The following is a 19,962-nucleotide window of genomic DNA, read 5'->3' on the forward strand; positions in this document are numbered from 1 at the left end:
ATCATGAAAAAATAAACGCAACCATTTTAAGGAAGTAAAATCTTAATAATAGTTAATAATCATAAAACCTTAAAAAATGAAAAAAATTGGACTTTTAATCGCATTGTTTATTTCTTTAGCTTCTTGTTCTAACGATTCAGATGGCATTGCCTCTCCTAATTCAGCTTATTACGGAAAATGGATTGAGGTTCCAGATCCTGCAGCAAATACTATAGCTGGTATGGAGGTTTATTATGTATTTGATAAGAATCAAACTTTCGTTAAAACAGTCCCGTATAGTGAAGGTAATAAAACTCTTTCGGGTAAATATGAGATTGTAAAAAATGAGGCAGGAACTAGTTTTATTTTAACTTATTCGAGCGCTAACGAATTGATATCAAATTGTACAAGTGGTGCTTTAACTGAAACTTTTAAAATAAACCAAATGGATTATTTGGTTAATCAGTCATCATCATGTGGTAAAAGATATTCATCATTTAAGAAAGTAAAATAAGTTTTTAATAGTAAAAACTTTTAAAACTCCGTTAGTTTTCTAACGGAGTTTTTATTTAACGTCAGTTTTATTCTAATAAAAAAAGATAATTACTAGATTTGTTAAAGTATTAAAATTATAAGCCTCAAATTATGATGAAAAAAGAAAAAGTTCCTTTTGAAACGATAGTTTTTTCTGGTATTACATTCAAAGTAATTAACCGACACGAAGCTCACAATAGTATTGGCGATCTTACCGATTTCAACAATCAGAAAATTTATAATGTTTTTGAAGATACCTGGCGTTTTCCTGATTATGAAGAAAATCCAGTTTTTCTTTTAGCAGAAGAAGATGTCGAAATGGATTCGTTTGAGATGGATTTTAGTACAGAACAAAATCCCAATATTTTCATTTTAGGATTTATTTTTAAAGGAAATCTAACGGTTTCAAAATTTATAAGTTCTTATGATACAGATAATTCCCCTGCTTTAATTGTACTTGGAAAAACGACCACTGTAAATATTACTTTATTTGGAAGTGTTCATTATTTAGGTGGAGGTTTACAATGTGATACACTTGTGGGAGAATACAATCATGGGGAGCTTTTTGTAAAAGGCGATCTTATTGCTTGGCTGATTTACAGTGATGATATGCTGCTGCATTTTGAGCGTTTTACAGATGTTCAGGCAATTATTAGCGTGAATAGACCAGATGTTTTAATTTGCAGTAACGTTACAGATATTGACGGGTCTGTTATAACGGTCGAAAATTATTTGCCTTCTACTCATAAATTATCTGATACTGTAAGTGATTCTTTTATAGAATTATCCTCTAACAATACAGAAATATTAGGTAATAATTATTTGGAAGCTTTTAAAGATGGGCTTTCGATTTTAGATTACGATAAAAAGGAAAAATATCTGTATACCAATTTCCGTAACCAGTTTATCCATATGGTTGAAGTTTTATCTGAAAATGAAGAACAAAAAGCCAATGATAAAATCGTCAGACATTTTTCAGGAACCACTTATTTGTTTATTCCTTTTGATTATGAAGGAAAGAAATACAGTCAGATTTCTGAAGAAATTTCAAATGGTTTTAACATCAGAATGCGTGCTTTATGGTGTCATGATGATAAAGAAATTATGCTGATTTTAGAATATCTGGATGAAAATGGAGATCCGAAATACCAGTGGATTAATGATGAAAATGCACTAGGAATTGAACTTTTCTGTGTAAAACATGCTGCCCTAAAAACTTTCGAAATTCTTATGACTGAAGAAGATAACGATGACGAAGAGGAATCAGATGATGCAGAATATGATAGTAGTTTTTCTTTAGAAGAATTTACTTCTCAATTTGGCGATTATAAATTACCAGATGATTTGGTGAAATTATATAAATTCCAACAAGAATACGGTTCAGAAACTTATTCGGAATGTTTTGGATTGACCATAACAAATGATAAAACAGGCATAAAGACCTGGTCTGAAGAAGAAGAATTTTACAATAGTTTTATAGAATTTGCTGGCGCAAACGGTTCAGGAAGTTCTTATGCGTATTGGCTTATAGATAAGGATTTAAATAATTGTCCGATAGTTGTTTTTGGAGATGAAGGTGGAATTCACGTTGTGGCAGAAAACATTCGCAGATTGATTCATTTGCTGACGTTAGATACTGAAATTTCAGTTGATTTTGATTACGCTTATTTCTACAAAGACGAAGAGTATTATGAAGACAATGAAAATAAAGAAGAGTTTCATGAATGGGTAAAAGAAGAATTTAATCTTAATGCCATAGAAACCAACGAAGAAGCAGATGAAATTATAGAGCAGGCAAAGAAAAAGTACAAACAAAAGCTGAATGATTTTTTAGTGAAATTTGATATTGAAATTAGCGAAGAGGAGGAGGATGAAGAGTAGTTTTTTATCTTTGAATTTAAATTAGAAAAAAATGACAACACATTTAGCGCTTTTACGCGGCATCAACGTTTCTGGACACAATATGATGAAAATGGAAGCTTTGAAAGCAATGCTTGAGAATCTCGGTTTTCAGAATGTTCGAACATATCTTCAATCTGGAAATGTATTTGTGGATAGCGAAGAAGAAGCATCAAAAGTAGGTTTTATGATCAAACAAGAAATTTTTAAAGTTTTCGGACATGAAGTTCCAGTTGTGATGATTACCAAAGAAAACTTAGAATCTTGTTTTGCTAACAATACGTTTTTGAAAGAGAAAGATGTTGATACCAAAAAATTATACGTTGCTTTCGTCTCAATGGCATTGAAAAAAGAAAGTATAAACGATTTAAAAATTAGTCAGTTTAAACCAGACGAAGCAAGTATTGATGAAAACAGAATTTTTATTAAATATGCCGTTGGTGCCGGAAAAACTCGTTTTGATCAAAAGTATATCGAGAAAAAATTAAATGTAACAGCAACAATTCGAAACTGGAATACAGTGACGAACTTGCTTAAAATGTATAATGAATAATGAAAAAGTACTTTTTTATACTTTTTGTTTGCTTAATGAATTTAGTTTCTGTTTGTGCTCAAAACACAAAAATAACTGAAGACTTTAATACTTTTTTTAAGAAATTCAACGCTGATCCAAAATTTCAGATTAGTAGGGTTGTTTTTCCTTTAAAATACAAAATGAATAATGATGATTTAGAATTAACGAATTATACAGTGACAAAAGAAAAGTATAAAACGCTTAATCTAAACAACAAAGCTGATGAGAAATATTTAAAAAGAACATTGTCTATAAAGAAAGACACCGCAACGCTTCAACAGCGCGGACTTGATAATGGAATTTATGTTGATTATATCTTTGAATTAAAAGATAACAAATGGTTTCTTAAAACCTGGATTGACGAATCTACTTAATAGTTTTAAAAGGAGTCTTTTTCAAATATAATGTATCAACATTGTGGGAAGCTCCTTTTTTCATTCCTCCGCCATGAGGCTGCATGAATTGTATGTTTTGAGATTCGTAACCTTCTTTTTTGACGGATTCGTCAATAACTAACATTGGTGCTTCAAAACCAAAAAAAGTAAATTGACGGTAACGCTTTTCATCCAGTGAAAAATAACCATTAGCTTGAGTTAAAGTCTCACCAACGTTACATTTTTCAATAGGTTGTTTCGTTTCTGCATCGTAAATGTAACCTGTAATTTGAGGTCTTTTACATCTGTTTACCAAACAACTTTGAAGTGAAAAAGAAAGTAAAATTAAAAAGATGACTTTGTAGAGTGTTTTCATTGTTTCGGAATTAAATCACAATACCAAAATCCAAAATAAAAAGCAGTTTCGTCATTGGTGTCGCAAGCATTATTTGAAGAATCTTTCTTTTCGGGTTTTTCATATTTTCGGTATACAATTTCACCAATTTCAAAATCAATTGGTTTAGAAAAAATTGGACCATCATAAGTAAACGTGTGAAATTCACCGTTTTCACCACAGACATCCACATTTTCTGGCAAATCATTTATAAAATCCTGATCAATAATTCTGCCCACAAAGCTTTTGTCCAGATATTTTTCATTCACACAAACCACAATGGTTTTGAATCCTAATGAAATAAATTCTTGAATTAAATCTTGAGTTGGAATTTTCCAAATCGGAAAAACGCCTTTTAAACCAATTTTTTCCAGTTGATTTTCTCTGTATTGACGTAAATCTTCTAAAAAAATATCTCCAAAAACAGAATGTGTTATTCCGTTATCTTTTAATTCTGTTAAGACTTCGGTCATTACTTTTTCGTAAACTTCCATGGTTGGCATTTCCGGAACTTCAAGAATCTTCAACGGAATTCTGATACTTTGTGCTTGTTTATGTAATAATTCTACGCGAATTCCGTGCATAGAAATTCGTTGGTATTGTTGGTTCACGCTTGTCAGCAAACACTCGATTTGAAAATCAGTATTTTGGAGAATCTTGTATAAGGCAAGAGCAGAATCTTTTCCGCTGCTCCAGTTAAATAAGGCTTTTTGCGGTTTAGGCACGATTTGGAGATTTAATAATGTAAACTTACAAATTTCATTCTATTTCTAAAGGAATCCTTTGTAACTTTGGGATTTTGCCTTCAAACACATTTCAATGAAATATATCTTTTTATTATTCACCAGTTTTCTTTTTGCACAGCAAACTCAAAATGTTGATTTCAAATCGGTTTCAGGACAATTATTTTTAAATTCAAAAGAAAAGACAATTTCTGGCTCTGTAGATTTTCAATTTGATGTTTTAAAAGATTGTGATACCGTTTCGCTTGACGCTAAAAACATGGAGTTTTCAAACGTGAAAATCAATGATAATGAGGCTGTTTTTCTAAATGACACCAAACAATTAAAATTGGTTTCGCATTTTACAAAAGGACAAAATCATTTGACCTTTAATTATAAAACAAAACCCAAACAAGCGCTTTATTTTGTTGATATAGAAAACGAAGAAGTACAAATTTGGACACAAGGACAAGGGAGATATACCAGTAATTGGTTTCCAAGTTTTGATGATGTGAATGAGAAGTTAGTTTTTAATCTTGGGATTTCTTTTGATAAAGAGTATCAGGTCGTTTCAAATGGAGTTTTAAAAGCCAAAAAGACAGAAGGAAATTTAAGTCATTGGCAGTATCAAATGGAAAAACCAATGAGTTCTTATTTATTGATGCTAGCGATTGGAAAATTTGATAAGAAAGAATTAAAATCTAAAAGTAGAATTCCGTTAGAGTATTATTATGAACCAAAAGATTCTAATCGTTTTGAACCTACATATCGCTATTCTAAGAGAATCTTTGATTTCCTTGAAAAAGAAATCGGAGTAAAATATCCTTGGAAAATAAACAGACAAATTCCAGTTCGTGACTTTTTGTATGCAGGAATGGAAAATGCCACAACGACGCTTTTTGCAACACGTTATGTAGTAGATTCTATTGGTTTTTGTGATCGAAATTATACAAATGTTGATGCTCACGAATTAGCGCATCATTGGTTTGGAGATTTGATAACAGCTGAAAGCAGTAAGCATCATTGGCTTCAAGAAGGTTTTGCTACATATTTTGCTTTGCTGGCAGAAAAAGATATTTATGGAGAAGATTATTTTTATTCTAAACTATACGATACAGCGCAACAGATTAAATTTGCATCCAGAACTGATACTATTCCAGTTTTAAATGCAAAAGCAAGTTCGCTTACATTTTACGAAAAAGGAGCATGGACATTATTTGTCCTGCACGAATCAATTGGAGATAAGGCATTTAAAAAAGCGATAAAAAGTTATTTGAATAAATATGCTTATCAGACTGTAAATACGCAAAATTTCTTCGACGAAATTAGAAAAGTATCTGATTTTGATTTAGAAAAATTTCAAAAAACTTGGCTCGAATCGACACTTTTTGATACTCCAACAGCTAATGCACTGTTGAGTAAAAATAAAACAATTCAAAAGCGATTAGAAATTGATAAATTGAAAAAAACACCTTTGGTGGACAAATTTGATATTCTGAAAAGTACTTTAGAATCAGATATTTATCGTTCTGTAAAAGAGGCTGTTGTTGATCAATTAGAAAATGAAAAATACGAAGCGAAGAAACCACTTTTACTTTTAGCATTAGAAACAAAAGACATTCAGATTCGTCAAAATGTTGCAGGAACTTTGACTAAAATTCCAGAAGATTTCAGATTGAATTATGAAACATTATTAGACGATCAATCTTATCAAACACAAGAAACAGCCTTATATTGGCTTTGGAGAAACTTTCCAGATCATAGAAAAGAATATCTCGACAAATCTAAAAACTGGATCGGATTTAACGATTATAATCTGCGTACTTTATGGCTTTCGCTGGCATTATCAACAACAAATTACAGTACAGACCCTGAATCTTTAATTAATGAGTTAATTGCATTTTCGTCTACAAAATATGAAGCTACAACAAGACAGAATGCTTTAGAAAAGTTAATTGGTTTTAAAATTATTAACGATCAGGTTTTGAGTAACTTAGTTGCGTCTACTACACATCATATGTGGCAGTTTTCAAAGTTCGGAAGAGATACTATTCGACTTTTATTAAAAAATCCAGAAATGCGTGCTTCATTTAATAGAATTTTGCCTAATTTGAACCCCGATGAACAATTTCAATTGAATCGTTTGTTTAAAGAGTAGAAATAAGAGAATAGAAGTAAGAATATAGAATTGAGGCCAGAGTTTCAGATCTTTTTTCTTTCCTCTTTTTTCTTCTTCAAAAAAATCCCAAAAAAACTACATTACAATTTATGAGAGCATTGGTTATTTCAGGTGGTGGCAGTAAAGGCGCATTTGCCGGCGGTGTTGCCCAGTATTTAATAGAAGAGAAAAAGCACGAATACGATTTGTTTTTAGGAACTTCGACAGGAAGTTTATTAATTCCGCATTTAGCTCTCGGCCATATCAAAAAAATCCATTCTGTATATACCAATGTCACCATGGCAAGTATTTTTAATATTTGTCCGTTTGTGGTTAAAAACAAAGACGGAGTAGATATTGTTACGATCAATCACTTTAATGTTTTGCGTCAGTTTTTTAAAGGAAAAAGAACCTTTGGCGAAAGCAAAGGATTGAAGAAATACATTCAAAATAATTTTTCGCTTTCGGATTTCAATAAACTTAAAAAATTGAAAACCGATGTTATTGTAACTGTAACCAATTTTACTAAAAACGAATCAGAATATAAGTCGGTAAAAGATTGTACTTACGAGGAATTTTGCGAATGGTCATGGATATCAAGTAATTATGTTCCATTTATGAGTTTGGTCGAAAAGAACAATTTTGAATATGGTGACGGAGGATTTTCAAGCTTAGTTCCGATACGCGAAGCAATTAATAGAGGAGCAACAGAAATTGATGTAATTGTGCTTGAAACAGAAGTGAATACAACGAAAACAGTCATTGGTAAAAATCCATTTTCATTGATGATTGACTTGTTTAGAATTGCTTTGGATCAAGTAGAAAAGCATGATATTGCTATAGGAAAACTTATGGCAAGTAATAAGAATGTAAAACTTAATTTATATTATACTCCTATAAAATTAACCGATAACGCCTTGATTTTTAATAAAGATGTTATGAAAGATTGGTGGGAGCAAGGATACGAATATGCTCAGAACAAGTCTGAGGTTATGAGTGACAATAAAATATTGATTTGATTTTTAGATTTTAAATTGCAGATTTTAGAGTGAAAAGAAAAATCTAAAATCTGCAATCTAAAAATTATTTTTTACCACATTTCTGCAACTTCACTTTTAATGAAACTTAAAGCAGCATTGCTTGGAGATTGTTTCTCTAATAAATCGTTTAAGATTACTTCGCGAAGTTTATCTGCATTATCAACTTTATCGCTCATGGCAGCTTTACGAATCATTTGAATCGTTGCGTTTTTTGCGGTTGTAATAATGGTCCAGCATTCTTCAGACATGTAAATCTGTTGTGTCAAATTATGTTCGAATTCCTGTTCGATTTGGTCAATTACATAATTTTCGTAATCGTGTTTGTTTTGTGAAATTGGTGAAATTCTAATTAGTAATTTCGTCAAATTAATACGTTCTAAAAACAAAGTCATACGCTCATAAGCCTGTAATCTTACGGGAAGCGATTCTTTATGAGCTTGTTTGTTTAATAAAAAAGCGCGTTTTCTGTCATTATTTTTAATATGTAATTCGAAAAAACGATAAGCTACAACTCCTGTAACTAAGGCTGGTAATGTATAACTCGCAAGTTCTATTATTTTGTTGAAATCCATTGGAATAATTTTTAAGCAAAAATATACTTTTTGATTAAAAATCAACTTTAAATTTATTTAATAAACAAATAAGAATTTTACTTAAAACCGAGTTCAAGAGGCGCATTGGAAAGATCATTTAAAAAAATCTCAATTTCATCTAAAGGGATAGTGACGCAAACTTCCCAAAGTTCTGTATCACTGCCAACAAGAATTACGATCCCTTGTTCTTCGAGCGACCACCATGTGGGTTTACCAAGACATGAACCAAATTGTATTGATGTGCGATCAACCCATCTAGCTTCACGTACTTTTTCAAGTAAGTTGACATCACACAATTTACAATATATTGTTAGACACCATTCTTTTCCTTTTGCTACATTCAAGATAACATCTGAATCTGAAGTAAGAACTTCATCGCTACCAAGAAGTGATGATAAATATGCAGTTGCTTGAAGTGATTTCATAATTTTTCTAAAATTATTTTTTAATGATTAATATAATTTAGATTATAATCGATTTAGTATTAGCGAATCTTTAATAAAATCGATTTTTTATAGTATTTATTGTATAGTTAAGATAAAACTAAAGTCAATTCAAATCTAATTATTTTATAAAAAATCAACTTTAAATTTATACTAATAAACAAAAAGGAAGACGTACTTTTGCAACTTGTTTTTTATTTCTACTGAATATACTTGTAATGGATTCATACCTAATACTTTTTCTTTGTTTAGCTGCCTTTGCTGCAGGTTTTATAGATGCCATTGTGGGTGGCGGCGGATTAATTCAAACTCCGATGGGATTGATTTTGTTACCAAATCTTCCAGTTTCGACAGTTGTAGGTACATTAAAAATTCCGGCTTTTAGCGGAACTGCCTTTGCTGCTTTTCAATATTTGAAAAAAGTAGTTATTCAGTGGAAATTATTAATCATAATGATGTGTTTGGCGGTTCCGTCTGCATTTTTAGGTTCTACAATTTTAACAATGGTGAGCAATGATTTTATGAAACCACTTTTGCTTGTGGTTTTGTCTCTATTGTTTATCTATACGTATGCCAAGAAAAATTTTGGACAGCATGTTGCGAAAGACCATTCTGCAACCACACAAATAGTTTATGTTGTTGTAATAAGTATAATTGTTGGGTTTTATGACGGATTTATTGGACCAGGAACAGGAAGCTTTTTTGTTGTTGCTTTTATAGCCCTTTTAGGTTTTGATTTTCTTCAGGCTTCCGCGAATGCTAAAATGGTAAATCTAGCTACGAACTTTGGTTCAATTTGTTTGTTTATGATCAAAGGAAAAATCATTTGGTCTATTGCGATTCCGATGGCAATAAGCAATGGAATTGGCGGATGGCTTGGTGCTAAACTAGCAATTAATAAGGGAAATGGTTTTATTCGCATTTTCTTTTTGATCGTTGTAGTGGGAACTCTGATTCGTTTTGCATATGATGTTTTTTTTATGAGTTAATAAGGTCCTAGGACAATAATATACTTGTTGTAGTATTATAGTATCATTATCAAAAAATGATTATATTTGTATTATATTTTAATATTTAAAGTATCAAAAAATGTTAGAAATAGTTCAGAATTACGAGAATTATATTAATTCAATCCCTGAGTTAATAGGGAAATCTTACTATAAAGCTGAATTTTTTATGCAAAAGCTTGGTCTTAAACATGCAACTTATTATAGAAAACTGAAATCAAAAAGCTTCACTCCTCAAGAAGTTAAGCTAATTACTAGTTTATTATTTCCAGAAGAAATTTTGATGCAGGAATTACAGAAAAGTGAAGAAGATATAAAAGCTGGAAGAACAATTGATTTTGCAGACTTCAAACAAAAATTAAGAGCTAAGTATAACGTCTAATTCTAATGGATTTCTTTTGTTGTCCCAGAATAGGATAATATATACTGTCTGTCTCTCAATTTTATAGAATAGATACACTTGATTTGATATTAAAAATTTCCGAAAGGACGTTTTTTTATATTTTGAGCCAATGTAATTGTTTTGCACAATCATTTCTATCATTCTTATAGTTTGATTTGAAAATTTATTAGCTTTTAAGTTGCTATATTTATTTATAATTTGAGAAAATGTCCTTTCCGCGTTTTCTGTTAGTTTTACATCCATTATATGATTAGATAATTTTTGTAAATATAAATAATATTAAGAATTTTCTTTCTTATTTTTGAAACAATGTTTGACTTTAGCCCCGATTGAGGCGGTATCCTCGTAGCGTAGCGCAGAGATATAGCCGAAAGCGCGAAACCATGCTGGAAAAAATGCCTTTTGTTCGGCTTCAAAAAGAACTTAAGGCCATAGTAGCTTAGAATCTTAGCCACTCAAAAAAACTTAGCCACTTAGAACCTTAGCAACTTAGTAGCTTATTAAATCTTTAATTCTTAATTTTGCATAAAAGGAGAAAATTACATGCAGAAATATATTGACCAGCTTAACGAAGCGCAGAGAGCGCCTGTTTTAAAGAAAGACGGGCCAATGATTATTATTGCTGGTGCAGGTTCGGGAAAAACCCGTGTTTTAACGATTAGAATTGCTTATTTGATGCATCAGGGAATTGATGCTTTCAATATTTTGTCGCTGACTTTTACCAATAAGGCGGCGAGAGAAATGAAGCACAGGATTTCGGATATTGTTGGAGCAACTGAAGCCAAAAACCTTTGGATGGGAACTTTTCACTCTATCTTTGCTCGTATTCTTAGAGCAGAATCAGATCATTTAGGGTATCCTTCTAACTTTACTATTTACGATTCTCAGGATTCGGCAAGACTGATTTCTTCTATTATTAAAGAAATGCAGTTGGATCGTGATATTTATAAACCTAAACAAATTTTAGGTCGTATCTCTAGTTATAAAAATAGTTTGATTACGGTTAAAGCGTATTTTAATAATCCAGAATTGGTTGAAGCTGATGCTATGGCAAAAAGACCAAGATTAGGAGAAATTTATCAGCAATATGTAGAGCGTTGTTTCAAGGCAGGTGCAATGGATTTTGATGATTTGTTGTTGAAAACCAATGAATTGTTGACACGTTTTCCAGAAGTTTTAGCAAAATATCAAAACCGTTTTAGATACATTTTGGTTGATGAGTACCAAGATACAAATCACTCTCAGTATTTGATTGTTAGGGCTTTATCAGACAAATTTCAGAATATTTGTGTGGTTGGTGATGATGCGCAGAGTATTTATGCTTTCCGTGGGGCGAATATCAATAACATTCTGAATTTCCAAAAGGATTATGAGGGTGTTATAATGTTTCGTTTGGAACAAAATTACCGCTCGACGCGAAATATTGTGGAAGCGGCAAATACAGTGATGGAGCACAACAAAACCAAACTAGATAAAGTAGTTTGGACTGCGAATGAATTTGGACCGAAAATTAAAGTTCATAGAAGTTTGACAGATGCAGAAGAAGGACGTTTTGTTGCCAGTACGATTTTTGAGCAGAAAATGCAAAATCAATTGCATAATGGATCTTTTGCGATTTTATATAGAACCAATGCGCAATCTCGTGCAATGGAGGATGCTTTGAGAAAACGTGATATTCCGTATCGAATTTATGGTGGTTTGTCTTTCTATCAGCGTAAAGAAATTAAAGACGTTTTATGTTATCTGCGTTTGGTTCTGAATCCGAAAGATGAAGAAGCTTTGATTCGTGTGATCAATTATCCAGCTCGTGGAATTGGAGATACAACGGTAGAAAAATTAACCATTGCAGCCAATCATTACAAACGTTCGATTTGGGAAGTAATGGTGAATATCGATAAAATCGATTTGAAACTAAATGCTGGAACAAAAAACAAGCTGAAAGATTTTGTTACTATGATTCAGAGTTTTCAGGTAATCGATCAGAATCAGGACGCTTTTTATATTACAGATCACGTTGCTAAAAAGACTGGTTTGGTTCAAGAATTAAAGAAAGATGCTACTCCAGAAGGAATGGCTAAAATTCAGAATATCGAAGAACTTTTAAACGGTATTAAAGATTTTACTGAAGGACAAAGAGAAATTGACGGAGCAAGAGGTGCGCTTTCTGAGTTTATGGAAGATGTAGCTTTGGCAACCGATTTGGATAAAGATACTAATGATGATGATCGTGTAGCATTAATGACGATTCACTTGGCAAAAGGACTTGAGTTTCCTCACGTTTTTGTGGTAGGAATGGAAGAAGATTTGTTTCCGAGTGCCATGAGTATGAGTACACGAAGCGAATTGGAAGAAGAACGTCGTTTGTTTTATGTGGCTTTGACACGTGCAGAACACCAAGCTTATTTGACTTATGCACAGTCTCGTTATCGTTGGGGAAAACTAACTGATAGCGAACCGTCTCGATTTATTGAAGAAATTGAAGATCAGTACTTGGAGTATTTAACTCCGGCTGAAACGAATTATCGTTATAAATCGCCAATTGACGGAGATATTTTTGGTGACGTTGATAAATCTAAATTAAGATTAGTAAAACCTGTTGGAGGAACGCCACCAAAACAGGTTACAGATAATAGTCCGAAACCAGATTTGAATATTCGAAAGTTAAAACCTGTTTCTGGTAATGCACCAAGTAATGGTAATTCGAATTTATTTGACAGTAAACTAACAGTAGGAAATGTAGTGATGCACGAACGTTTTGGAAAAGGAGAAGTAATTAATCTCGAAGGTGTTGGCGCTGACAGAAAAGCTGAAATAAAATTTGAAGTGGGAGGAATCAAGAAGTTGTTGTTGAGATTTGCAAAACTTGATGTTGTTGGATAAAAGAGTTTAGTTTCAATTGATATTCATACAATAAATATGAAACAAGAAGATTGAAAAGTGTAATGATTTTAACCTGAAACAAAACTAACTTTAAACAAAAAAACAAAATGGCTGAATTTATAAAAATATACCCAGATAAACCTAGTGAAGCTGCAATTGCCAAAGTAGTTAAAGTACTTCAGAATGGTGGATTGGTAATTTATCCAACTGATACCGTGTATGGTTTGGGTTGTGATATTACAAATTCTAGAGCTTTAGAAAAAATCGCAAAGATTAAAGGTGTAAAACTAGAGAAAGCAAATTTCTCATTTATTTGTCATGATCTGAGTAATTTATCAGATTATGTTCGTCAGATTGATACTTCTACCTTTAAAATTCTAAAGAGAGCGTTGCCAGGACCTTATACTTTTATTTTGCCAGGAAATAATAATCTTCCTAAAGAATTTAAAAAGAAAACGACAGTTGGTATTCGTGTCCCTGATAACAATATTATATTGGAAATTGTGCGTCAGTTAGGAAATCCGGTTGTATCAACTTCTATTCGTGATGAAGATGATGTAATCGAATATACAACAGATCCAGAATTAATTTTCGAGAAATGGCAAAATCTTGTTGATATGGTAATTGATGGTGGATATGGAGACAATGTTGGTTCTACAATTATTGATCTTTCAGAGCACGAACCAGTTATTGTAAGAGAAGGAAAAGGTGATATCGATATTTTGTAAAAAAATACTTTAATTCAATAAATTTATAAAAATATTGCCTAACTTTATTATAGTTAAAATTTAGTTAGTTATTTAAAATACTGTTATTCTTATTAGAATACAAAAAAGCAGGTCAATTGACCTGCTTTTTCTGTTTTTATGAATATGAAAACCAAGAATTATTTAGCTTGTTTTTTCATTTCTTTTTCAATCATATCATAGAATTGATCGATTTTTGGCATAACTACGATACGAGTTCTTCTGTTACGAGCTTTATCTTCAGCAGTATCGTTAGAAACTAAAGGAACATAAGAACTTCTACCTGCAGCAATTAATTTAGCTGGGTTAACACCAAGATCGTTTGTTAATACACGAACGATTGAAGTAGAACGTTTAACACTTAAATCCCAGTTGTCTAAGATAATTCCGTTGCTTTTGTAAGGTACATTATCAGTGTGACCTTCAACCATACATTCGAAATCAGGTTTGTCGTTTACAACTTTAGCAACTTTTGCTAACACAGTTTTTGCTTTGTCACTAACTTCGTAGCTTCCACTTTTGAATAATAATTTATCAGCGATAGAGATAAATACAACTCCTTTTTCAACATTAACTTCGATGTCTGGATCGTTGATTCCAACTGCTCCTTTCAAGCTTGTAACTAATGCTAACGTAACACTGTCTTTTTTAGTTAAAGCGTCTTGAAGTCTAGAGATTTTTAAATCTTTTTCTTTTAAGCTTTCAAGAGATTTTTCTAGATTTTCAGCACCTTTAGTTGTTAAGATAGTTAAATCTTTAGAGCTGTTGATTAAATCTTGATTATGTTGTTTGTAGCTGTCAGCTGTAGCAGCCAATCCAGCTTTTTCTTCTAAGCACGTGTTTAATTTTACAGTACAAGAGTTTAACAAATCTTGAGTCTCTTTGTTTTTAGCTTCCAATTCCGCATATTTCTTTTTAGAAACACATGAAGTTAGGGCCATTAATACTGATAGTGCGATAACTATTTTTCTCATAAATTTAATTTTAATTAGACTTGATTACAAATTTAGTTTTTAATATTTTGAATACTGTTAAAGATTTCTTTAAATAAGGTCATTTTCCTTATATAATAAAGGAAAACGATGCTTTTTACCATATAGTATTGCTGAATCTGAAATTCTTTTCGTTTTCCGAGATATTTTAAAGATAAGCAATAAAATGAAAAATGTGCCTTTAAAATGGCGAAAGTATGCCCTAATTTACCCTGTGTAAGAAAACGGATACCTGCAATTCCGTCTAAAACCATACGAAAGAAAATCACCCAAAATAATCCTCTTTTTGGCAGGTTTTTTACAAGCATTAATAATGAATTTCTAAAATTCAAATAGGTTTTCTTGGGGTTTCCTTGTTGTAAGGTCGCTCCGCCAACATGATAAACAATCGACTGATAATTATACTTTATAATATGTCCTTCGTTTGAAGCACGCCAACATAAATCAATTTCTTCCTGATGTGCAAAAAAACTTTCGTCAAAACCACCAAGTTCGTGATAAACATTTTTTCTAATGAAGAAACAAGCTCCGGAAGCCCAAAACAATTCGCAATTATTATCGTATTGTCCGTTGTCTTTTTCTAAAGTTTCAAAAATTCTCCCTCTACAAAAAGGGAATCCGTATTTATCTATGAAACCACCTGCCGCACCTGCATATTCAAAATATTCCTTGTTTTTAAAATCCAGAATTTTAGGCTGAATGATAGCAGTTTGTTTTTCATTGTCAAAAGTTTCAATAATTGGTTTTAACCAATTTTCAGTCACTTCAATATCTGAGTTTACTAATGCATAAATCTCAGCATCTATATGGTTTAAGGCATCATTATAGCCTTTTGCAAAACCATAATTACCTGAATTTTTTACAATCTTAACTGTAGGGAAATTTTGTAGAACAAATTCAACAGAATTGTCTGTAGAATCATTATCTGCAACATAAATTGTTGCACCTTCTGAAAACTCAATAACAGAGGGTAGAAACTGCTCCAGCAATTTTACTCCGTTCCAATTTAAAATGACAACTGCTATTTTATCCAAAAGTATTGTAATTATTTATTTTTTTAATGGTTTTCTTTATAATCAGGCAGGTTTCTCAAAAACTCATATTTTTCGTTTTCAAAATCCATTTGACAATAAAAATGGTTTAGTCCGTTTGTGACATTCAAAAACCGTGCCTGCATTGTCATATTGTAACGTGCAATTTGATCAAAAGTTGCTTGAGAGATTTTAACTTCGGGTGCTTTGCACTCAACTAATATATGTATAGAACCATCTGAGTTAAAAACGACAACATCGTATCTTTTTCTTAATCCGTTGACTTTTAAAACTTTCTCTACGTTAATTAACGATTTTGGATATTTTTTTTCGTAAATTAAAAAATGAACAACGTGTTGACGAACCCATTCTTCAGGAGTAAGAATTATAAATTTTTTTCTTATTTCATCAAAAATAGACACTTTATTTTCGCTATTTTTGAATCGAAAACTATAGATCGGAAAGTTTAATCGCTGCATAAAGCAAAAATATAAAATAGTTTTAGGATTCAAATTTAAAGTTTCAAGTAATTGAAATTTGAAGATAAAACCTGAGACTTGAAACAAATTTAGATGGACGAAGTTGTAAAAATCGTTAATGATATAAAAGCCGGAAATATAAAACCGATTTATTTTTTAATGGGTGAAGAACCTTATTATATTGATAAATTATCGGAGTATATAGAACAGAATGTTTTAGCCGAAGAAGAGAAAGGTTTTAATCAAACTGTTTTGTACGGGAGAGATGTATCTGTAGATGATATTGTTTCAACGGCCAAGCGCTATCCTATGATGGCTGATCGTCAAGTTGTTATAGTAAAAGAAGCCCAGGATTTATCACGTACAATTGATAAAATAGAATCGTATGTCAATAATCCAATGGAAACTACGGTTTTGGTTTTTTGTTACAAATACAAAACACTTGATAAGCGTAAAAAAGTAACCAAGTTATTGGCTCAAAATGGTATCGTTTACGAAAGCAAAAAATTATACGAAAATCAGGTTGGAGATTGGATCAAACGTGTTTTGGCAGGGAAGAAATATACTATTGATCCAAAAGCAAATGCGATGCTTGTGGAGTTTTTAGGGACTGATTTGAGTAAAATCAATAATGAACTAGAAAAATTACAAATCATTTTACCACAGGGAACAATGATTACAGCCGAACACATTGAAGAGAATATAGGTTTTAGTAAAGACTATAATGTATTCGAACTTCGAAAAGCGATTGGAGAGCGAAATCAACTAAAAGCTTATAAAATCGCAGAAAATTTTGCACATAATCCGAAAGAATATCCTTTAGTAATGACAACAGGATTAGTGTTTGGTTTCTTTGTACAACTTTTAAAATATCATGGTTTAAAAGATAAAAATCCAAAGAATGTTGCGGCAGCGATTGGAGTAAATCCTTATTTCTTAAAAGAATACGATTTGGCGATTAAAAATTATCCAATGCGAAAAGTAAGTCAGATTGTGGGAGCTTTACGGGATATTGATATCAAAAGTAAAGGTGTGGGAGCCAATGCTTTACCTCAGGGAGATTTGCTAAAAGAAATGCTGTATAAAATATTTAATTAAGCCATTAAAATTCACGATATTTGCGTTTCTAAAAATTTTACTACTTAAAAATAATTGCACAATTATGGGAATGAATAAAAATACCATTTTAGGATGGGCAACTTTTATAATGGTACTTATGGGATTGTTGCTTATAGGCCTTGGAATTTTTAAATACCGTGAAGTATCCGGTGTGGGCTTTGCGGCTGTTGGTGTTGGTTTTTTAGCTAATGCATGGGTATTCAATGCATTGAAAGGTAGAGTTTAATTTAATAAAATAATTATAAAAAATAAAAAATGTCAGACGATAAGAAAGTAATTTTCTCAATGCAGAAATTGAGTAAAACCTATCAGGGAGCAGACAAACCAGTTCTTAAGAATATTTACCTTAGTTTCTTTTATGGAGCTAAGATTGGTATTTTAGGTTTAAATGGTTCTGGAAAGTCTTCTTTATTAAAAATTATTGCTGGAGTTGATAAGAACTATCAAGGTGATGTTGTTTTTCAACCAGGTTATACTGTTGGTTACTTAGAGCAAGAGCCAATTCTTGATGATTCTAAAACGGTTATAGAAATTGTTCGTGAAGGAGCTGCTGAAACAATGGCAGTTTTAGAAGAATATAATCAAATCAATGATTTATTTGGTCTTGAAGAAAACTATTCAGATCCAGATAAAATGGATAAATTGATGGATCGTCAAGCTGCTTTACAAGACAAAATTGATGCTCTTGGTGCTTGGGAAATCGATACAAAATTAGAAATCGCAATGGATGCGTTGCGTACTCCAGAAGGAGATACACCAATTAAAAACCTTTCAGGAGGTGAGCGTCGTCGTGTAGCTTTATGTCGTTTGTTATTGCAACAACCAGATGTATTGCTTTTAGATGAGCCTACCAACCACCTTGATGCTGAGTCAGTTCTATGGTTAGAGCAACATTTGGCACAATATTCAGGAACAGTAATTGCTGTAACGCACGACCGTTATTTCTTAGATAATGTTGCTGGTTGGATTTTAGAGTTGGATAGAGGAGAAGGTATTCCATGGAAAGGAAATTATTCTTCTTGGTTAGATCAAAAATCAAACCGTTTGGCTCAGGAAGAAAAAGTAGCTTCTAAACGTAGAAAAACTTTAGAGCGTGAGTTGGAGTGGGTTCGTCAAGGAGCTAAAGGTCGTCAGACAAAACAAAAAGCGCGTTTACAGAACTACGACAAATTATTAAATGAAGATCAAAAACAGCTTGACGAAAAATTAGAAATTTACATCCCGAATGGTCCTCGTTTAGGAACAAATGTTATTGAAGCTAAGAATGTTGCGAAAGCTTTTGGTGATAAATTATTATACGATAATTTGAATTTTACTTTACCACAAGCTGGTATTGTTGGAATTATCGGACCAAACGGTGCTGGTAAGTCTACTATTTTCAAAATGATTATGGGTGAACAAGCTACTGATAGCGGAGAATTTTCAGTTGGAGAAACTGTGAAAATTGCTTATGTAGATCAGTCACACTCTAATATTGATCCGAATAAATCTATTTGGGAAAACTTTGCAGATGGTCAGGAGTTGATTATGATGGGAGGAAAGCAAGTAAACTCAAGAGCGTATTTATCACGTTTCAACTTTGGAGGTGGAGAGCAAAACAAAAAAGTTTCTATGCTTTCAGGTGGAGAACGTAACCGTCTTCACTTAGCAATGACTTTAAAAGAAGAAGGAAACGTGCTTTTACTGGATGAGCCTACAAACGACCTTGACGTAAATACGCTTCGTGCTCTTGAAGAAGGTCTAGAGAATTTTGCTGGTTGTGCTGTAATTATTTCGCACGACAGATGGTTCTTAGATAGAATTTGTACACACATTCTAGCTTTTGAAGGAGATTCTGAAGTTTATTTCTTCGAAGGAAGTTTTACAGATTACGAAGAAAACAAAAAGAAACGTCTTGGTGGTGATTTGACTCCGAAACGTTTGAAATACAGGAAATTAATCAGATAATCTGTCTGAAAATTTTAATAAAAAAAATCCCAAATTCCAATTAATGTGAATTTGGGATTTTTTTTCTTTTTTTAACTTCCAGTTTGTAATTTCTCCTTACGTCGAAATGACAATATTGAGGAATTGGAATTTTATTTTTTGGAATTTATCAAAGAAATTTAGCTTTCAATTCCGGACTCGGAATCATACAACTTTCTTTCTTCCCATACCAATTGTATCTATTTTTTGCAACGTAATCATAAATTCTATCACTTATAAAAATGGGTACAATTCTAAAAACAGGAGTTAATTTCCAAAGACCGCCAAAATTTTTGGCAATTTCAATAACAGCTGAAGATTTGTAAAAATAAGCTGTTCCTGGATTATATAAAATGATGCTATCCATTTTTGAAAAACTGATTCCTAAATGTTTGCAAATTGAAATTCCTAAATCAGATTGTAATGCTACAAATCGAAAAACATCCTTTTTGTCATGATTGATTATATATTGAACAGCAGAACTGCAAAGATTGCAAACTCCATCAAAAAGAACAATTTTTTTATTTTTAGGTAAATTTTCCATTAGAAAGTTGGTTTCAGGCCGCGTCTTTTCTAGCGTTTATTAATGTAAAACAATTATAGCGTAATTTAAGCTTTTTTATTATGTAT

General features: G+C 31.9%; 21 protein-coding genes. 13 read left to right on the forward strand and 8 right to left on the reverse strand.

Annotated elements, in window-relative coordinates:
- Positions 1–76 precede the first annotated feature (76 nt).
- The 4 genes from VGE71_RS12440 to VGE71_RS12455 all read left to right on the forward strand — a co-directional run bounded on the left by VGE71_RS12440 (position 77) and on the right by VGE71_RS12455 (position 3,360).
- On the forward strand, positions 77–493 hold the full coding sequence (locus VGE71_RS12440) for a hypothetical protein (RefSeq protein WP_331138621.1): 417 nt from the start codon (positions 77–79) through the stop codon (positions 491–493).
- A gap of 131 nt (positions 494–624) precedes the next feature.
- The gene (locus VGE71_RS12445) at positions 625–2,394 is read left to right on the forward strand and encodes a hypothetical protein (protein ID WP_331138622.1); all 1,770 of its coding nucleotides are present in this window, start codon (positions 625–627) and stop codon (positions 2,392–2,394) included.
- 31 nt (positions 2,395–2,425) lie between these two features.
- Positions 2,426–2,965 (forward strand): DUF1697 domain-containing protein, encoded by a 540-nt coding sequence (locus tag VGE71_RS12450; protein WP_331138623.1) that lies wholly within the window; start codon positions 2,426–2,428, stop codon positions 2,963–2,965.
- Positions 2,965–3,360 carry a hypothetical protein gene (locus VGE71_RS12455; RefSeq protein ID WP_331138624.1) on the forward strand — a complete coding sequence of 132 codons (396 nt, stop codon included), beginning with the start codon at positions 2,965–2,967 and terminating at the stop codon, positions 3,358–3,360. Before VGE71_RS12450 ends, VGE71_RS12455 begins: the two co-directional genes overlap by 1 nt.
- Here the strand turns inward: VGE71_RS12455 and VGE71_RS12460 are convergent.
- Positions 3,353–3,736, reverse strand: coding sequence for a hypothetical protein (locus VGE71_RS12460; RefSeq protein WP_331138625.1), 384 nt, complete (start codon positions 3,734–3,736; stop codon positions 3,353–3,355). The two genes, VGE71_RS12455 and VGE71_RS12460, sit on opposite strands and share 8 nt — an antisense overlap.
- Positions 3,733–4,479, reverse strand: a complete 747-nt coding sequence (locus VGE71_RS12465) for a diphthine--ammonia ligase (RefSeq protein WP_331138626.1) — start codon at positions 4,477–4,479, stop codon at positions 3,733–3,735. Before VGE71_RS12465 ends, VGE71_RS12460 begins: the two co-directional genes overlap by 4 nt.
- Positions 4,480–4,573: 94 nt before the next feature.
- On the opposite strand from VGE71_RS12465, the gene VGE71_RS12470 reads away from it, so the two are divergent.
- Both VGE71_RS12470 and VGE71_RS12475 read left to right on the forward strand, forming a co-directional pair.
- Positions 4,574–6,634 carry a M1 family metallopeptidase gene (locus VGE71_RS12470; RefSeq protein ID WP_331138627.1) on the forward strand — a complete coding sequence of 687 codons (2,061 nt, stop codon included), beginning with the start codon at positions 4,574–4,576 and terminating at the stop codon, positions 6,632–6,634.
- A gap of 110 nt (positions 6,635–6,744) precedes the next feature.
- Positions 6,745–7,653 carry a patatin-like phospholipase family protein gene (locus tag VGE71_RS12475; protein ID WP_331138628.1) on the forward strand — a complete coding sequence of 303 codons (909 nt, stop codon included), beginning with the start codon at positions 6,745–6,747 and terminating at the stop codon, positions 7,651–7,653.
- A 71-nt stretch (positions 7,654–7,724) separates the two neighbouring features.
- On the opposite strand, the gene VGE71_RS12480 is transcribed toward VGE71_RS12475, so the two are convergent.
- Together VGE71_RS12480 and VGE71_RS12485 are read right to left on the reverse strand one after the other, a co-directional pair.
- Positions 7,725–8,246, reverse strand: coding sequence for a hypothetical protein (locus VGE71_RS12480; protein WP_331138629.1), 522 nt, complete (start codon positions 8,244–8,246; stop codon positions 7,725–7,727).
- A 77-nt stretch (positions 8,247–8,323) separates the two neighbouring features.
- Positions 8,324–8,692 carry a hypothetical protein gene (locus VGE71_RS12485; RefSeq protein WP_331138630.1) on the reverse strand — a complete coding sequence of 123 codons (369 nt, stop codon included), beginning with the start codon at positions 8,690–8,692 and terminating at the stop codon, positions 8,324–8,326.
- A 236-nt stretch (positions 8,693–8,928) separates the two neighbouring features.
- On the opposite strand from VGE71_RS12485, the gene VGE71_RS12490 reads away from it, so the two are divergent.
- The 4 genes from VGE71_RS12490 (at position 8,929) to VGE71_RS12505 (ending at position 13,728) form a co-directional block, all read left to right on the forward strand.
- Entirely contained in the window at positions 8,929–9,699 is a 771-nt protein-coding gene (locus VGE71_RS12490) for a sulfite exporter TauE/SafE family protein (RefSeq protein ID WP_331138631.1), read from the forward strand.
- A gap of 100 nt (positions 9,700–9,799) precedes the next feature.
- Positions 9,800–10,099 (forward strand): hypothetical protein, encoded by a 300-nt coding sequence (locus VGE71_RS12495; protein ID WP_331138632.1) that lies wholly within the window; start codon positions 9,800–9,802, stop codon positions 10,097–10,099.
- A 564-nt stretch (positions 10,100–10,663) separates the two neighbouring features.
- Positions 10,664–13,000 (forward strand): ATP-dependent helicase, encoded by a 2,337-nt coding sequence (locus VGE71_RS12500; RefSeq protein WP_331138633.1) that lies wholly within the window; start codon positions 10,664–10,666, stop codon positions 12,998–13,000.
- Positions 13,001–13,107: 107 nt separating this feature from the next.
- On the forward strand, positions 13,108–13,728 hold the full coding sequence (locus VGE71_RS12505) for an L-threonylcarbamoyladenylate synthase (RefSeq protein WP_072970810.1): 621 nt from the start codon (positions 13,108–13,110) through the stop codon (positions 13,726–13,728).
- Positions 13,729–13,886: 158 nt separating this feature from the next.
- Here the strand turns inward: VGE71_RS12505 and VGE71_RS12510 are convergent, their stop codons facing one another.
- Genes VGE71_RS12510 through VGE71_RS12520 form a run of 3 tightly spaced genes read right to left on the reverse strand, consistent with a single transcriptional unit; the run spans position 13,887 to position 16,248 of the window.
- Positions 13,887–14,720, reverse strand: a complete 834-nt coding sequence (locus VGE71_RS12510; protein ID WP_331138634.1) for an OmpA/MotB family protein — start codon at positions 14,718–14,720, stop codon at positions 13,887–13,889.
- A gap of 32 nt (positions 14,721–14,752) precedes the next feature.
- Positions 14,753–15,772, reverse strand: coding sequence for a glycosyltransferase family 2 protein (locus VGE71_RS12515; RefSeq protein ID WP_331138635.1), 1,020 nt, complete (start codon positions 15,770–15,772; stop codon positions 14,753–14,755).
- A 23-nt stretch (positions 15,773–15,795) separates the two neighbouring features.
- On the reverse strand, positions 15,796–16,248 hold the full coding sequence (locus tag VGE71_RS12520) for a type I restriction enzyme HsdR N-terminal domain-containing protein (RefSeq protein WP_144212871.1): 453 nt from the start codon (positions 16,246–16,248) through the stop codon (positions 15,796–15,798).
- 93 nt (positions 16,249–16,341) lie between these two features.
- On the opposite strand from VGE71_RS12520, the gene holA reads away from it, so the two are divergent.
- The 3 genes from holA to ettA all read left to right on the forward strand — a co-directional run bounded on the left by holA (position 16,342) and on the right by ettA (position 19,314).
- Positions 16,342–17,346: a DNA polymerase III subunit delta gene (gene holA / locus VGE71_RS12525; RefSeq protein ID WP_144212869.1), complete on the forward strand. Its 1,005-nt coding sequence runs from the start codon at positions 16,342–16,344 to the stop codon at positions 17,344–17,346.
- Positions 17,347–17,410: 64 nt separating this feature from the next.
- Complete coding sequence (locus VGE71_RS12530; RefSeq protein ID WP_331138636.1) at positions 17,411–17,593, forward strand: CAL67264 family membrane protein; 183 nt, start codon at positions 17,411–17,413, stop codon at positions 17,591–17,593.
- Between the two features lie 29 nt (positions 17,594–17,622).
- Complete coding sequence (gene ettA, locus VGE71_RS12535) at positions 17,623–19,314, forward strand: energy-dependent translational throttle protein EttA (RefSeq protein ID WP_331138637.1); 1,692 nt, start codon at positions 17,623–17,625, stop codon at positions 19,312–19,314.
- 148 nt (positions 19,315–19,462) lie between these two features.
- On the opposite strand, the gene VGE71_RS12540 is transcribed toward ettA, so the two are convergent.
- On the reverse strand, positions 19,463–19,876 hold the full coding sequence (locus VGE71_RS12540; RefSeq protein WP_331138638.1) for a thiol-disulfide oxidoreductase DCC family protein: 414 nt from the start codon (positions 19,874–19,876) through the stop codon (positions 19,463–19,465).
- Positions 19,877–19,962: the final 86 nt, after the last annotated feature.

The sequence above is a fragment of the Flavobacterium sp. genome (assembly GCF_036405015.1).
GTDB lineage: Bacteria > Bacteroidota > Bacteroidia > Flavobacteriales > Flavobacteriaceae > Flavobacterium.

What these genes read in the sequence shown, in the direction of transcription:
- VGE71_RS12540 (WP_331138638.1), bottom strand. Translation starts at nt 19,876, where the DNA reads ATGGAAAATTTACCTAAAAATAAAAAAATTGTTCTTTTTGATGGAGTT.
- holA (WP_144212869.1), top strand. Translation starts at nt 16,342, where the DNA reads ATGGACGAAGTTGTAAAAATCGTTAATGATATAAAAGCCGGAAATATA.
- VGE71_RS12530 (WP_331138636.1), top strand. Translation starts at nt 17,411, where the DNA reads ATGGGAATGAATAAAAATACCATTTTAGGATGGGCAACTTTTATAATG.
- VGE71_RS12455 (WP_331138624.1), top strand. Translation starts at nt 2,965, where the DNA reads ATGAAAAAGTACTTTTTTATACTTTTTGTTTGCTTAATGAATTTAGTT.
- VGE71_RS12450 (WP_331138623.1), top strand. Translation starts at nt 2,426, where the DNA reads ATGACAACACATTTAGCGCTTTTACGCGGCATCAACGTTTCTGGACAC.
- VGE71_RS12475 (WP_331138628.1), top strand. Translation starts at nt 6,745, where the DNA reads ATGAGAGCATTGGTTATTTCAGGTGGTGGCAGTAAAGGCGCATTTGCC.
- VGE71_RS12495 (WP_331138632.1), top strand. Translation starts at nt 9,800, where the DNA reads ATGTTAGAAATAGTTCAGAATTACGAGAATTATATTAATTCAATCCCT.
- VGE71_RS12480 (WP_331138629.1), bottom strand. Translation starts at nt 8,246, where the DNA reads ATGGATTTCAACAAAATAATAGAACTTGCGAGTTATACATTACCAGCC.
- VGE71_RS12490 (WP_331138631.1), top strand. Translation starts at nt 8,929, where the DNA reads ATGGATTCATACCTAATACTTTTTCTTTGTTTAGCTGCCTTTGCTGCA.
- VGE71_RS12510 (WP_331138634.1), bottom strand. Translation starts at nt 14,720, where the DNA reads ATGAGAAAAATAGTTATCGCACTATCAGTATTAATGGCCCTAACTTCA.
- VGE71_RS12460 (WP_331138625.1), bottom strand. Translation starts at nt 3,736, where the DNA reads ATGAAAACACTCTACAAAGTCATCTTTTTAATTTTACTTTCTTTTTCA.
- VGE71_RS12505 (WP_072970810.1), top strand. Translation starts at nt 13,108, where the DNA reads ATGGCTGAATTTATAAAAATATACCCAGATAAACCTAGTGAAGCTGCA.
- VGE71_RS12520 (WP_144212871.1), bottom strand. Translation starts at nt 16,248, where the DNA reads ATGCAGCGATTAAACTTTCCGATCTATAGTTTTCGATTCAAAAATAGC.
- VGE71_RS12445 (WP_331138622.1), top strand. Translation starts at nt 625, where the DNA reads ATGATGAAAAAAGAAAAAGTTCCTTTTGAAACGATAGTTTTTTCTGGT.
- ettA (WP_331138637.1), top strand. Translation starts at nt 17,623, where the DNA reads ATGTCAGACGATAAGAAAGTAATTTTCTCAATGCAGAAATTGAGTAAA.
- VGE71_RS12500 (WP_331138633.1), top strand. Translation starts at nt 10,664, where the DNA reads ATGCAGAAATATATTGACCAGCTTAACGAAGCGCAGAGAGCGCCTGTT.
- VGE71_RS12470 (WP_331138627.1), top strand. Translation starts at nt 4,574, where the DNA reads ATGAAATATATCTTTTTATTATTCACCAGTTTTCTTTTTGCACAGCAA.
- VGE71_RS12440 (WP_331138621.1), top strand. Translation starts at nt 77, where the DNA reads ATGAAAAAAATTGGACTTTTAATCGCATTGTTTATTTCTTTAGCTTCT.
- VGE71_RS12485 (WP_331138630.1), bottom strand. Translation starts at nt 8,692, where the DNA reads ATGAAATCACTTCAAGCAACTGCATATTTATCATCACTTCTTGGTAGC.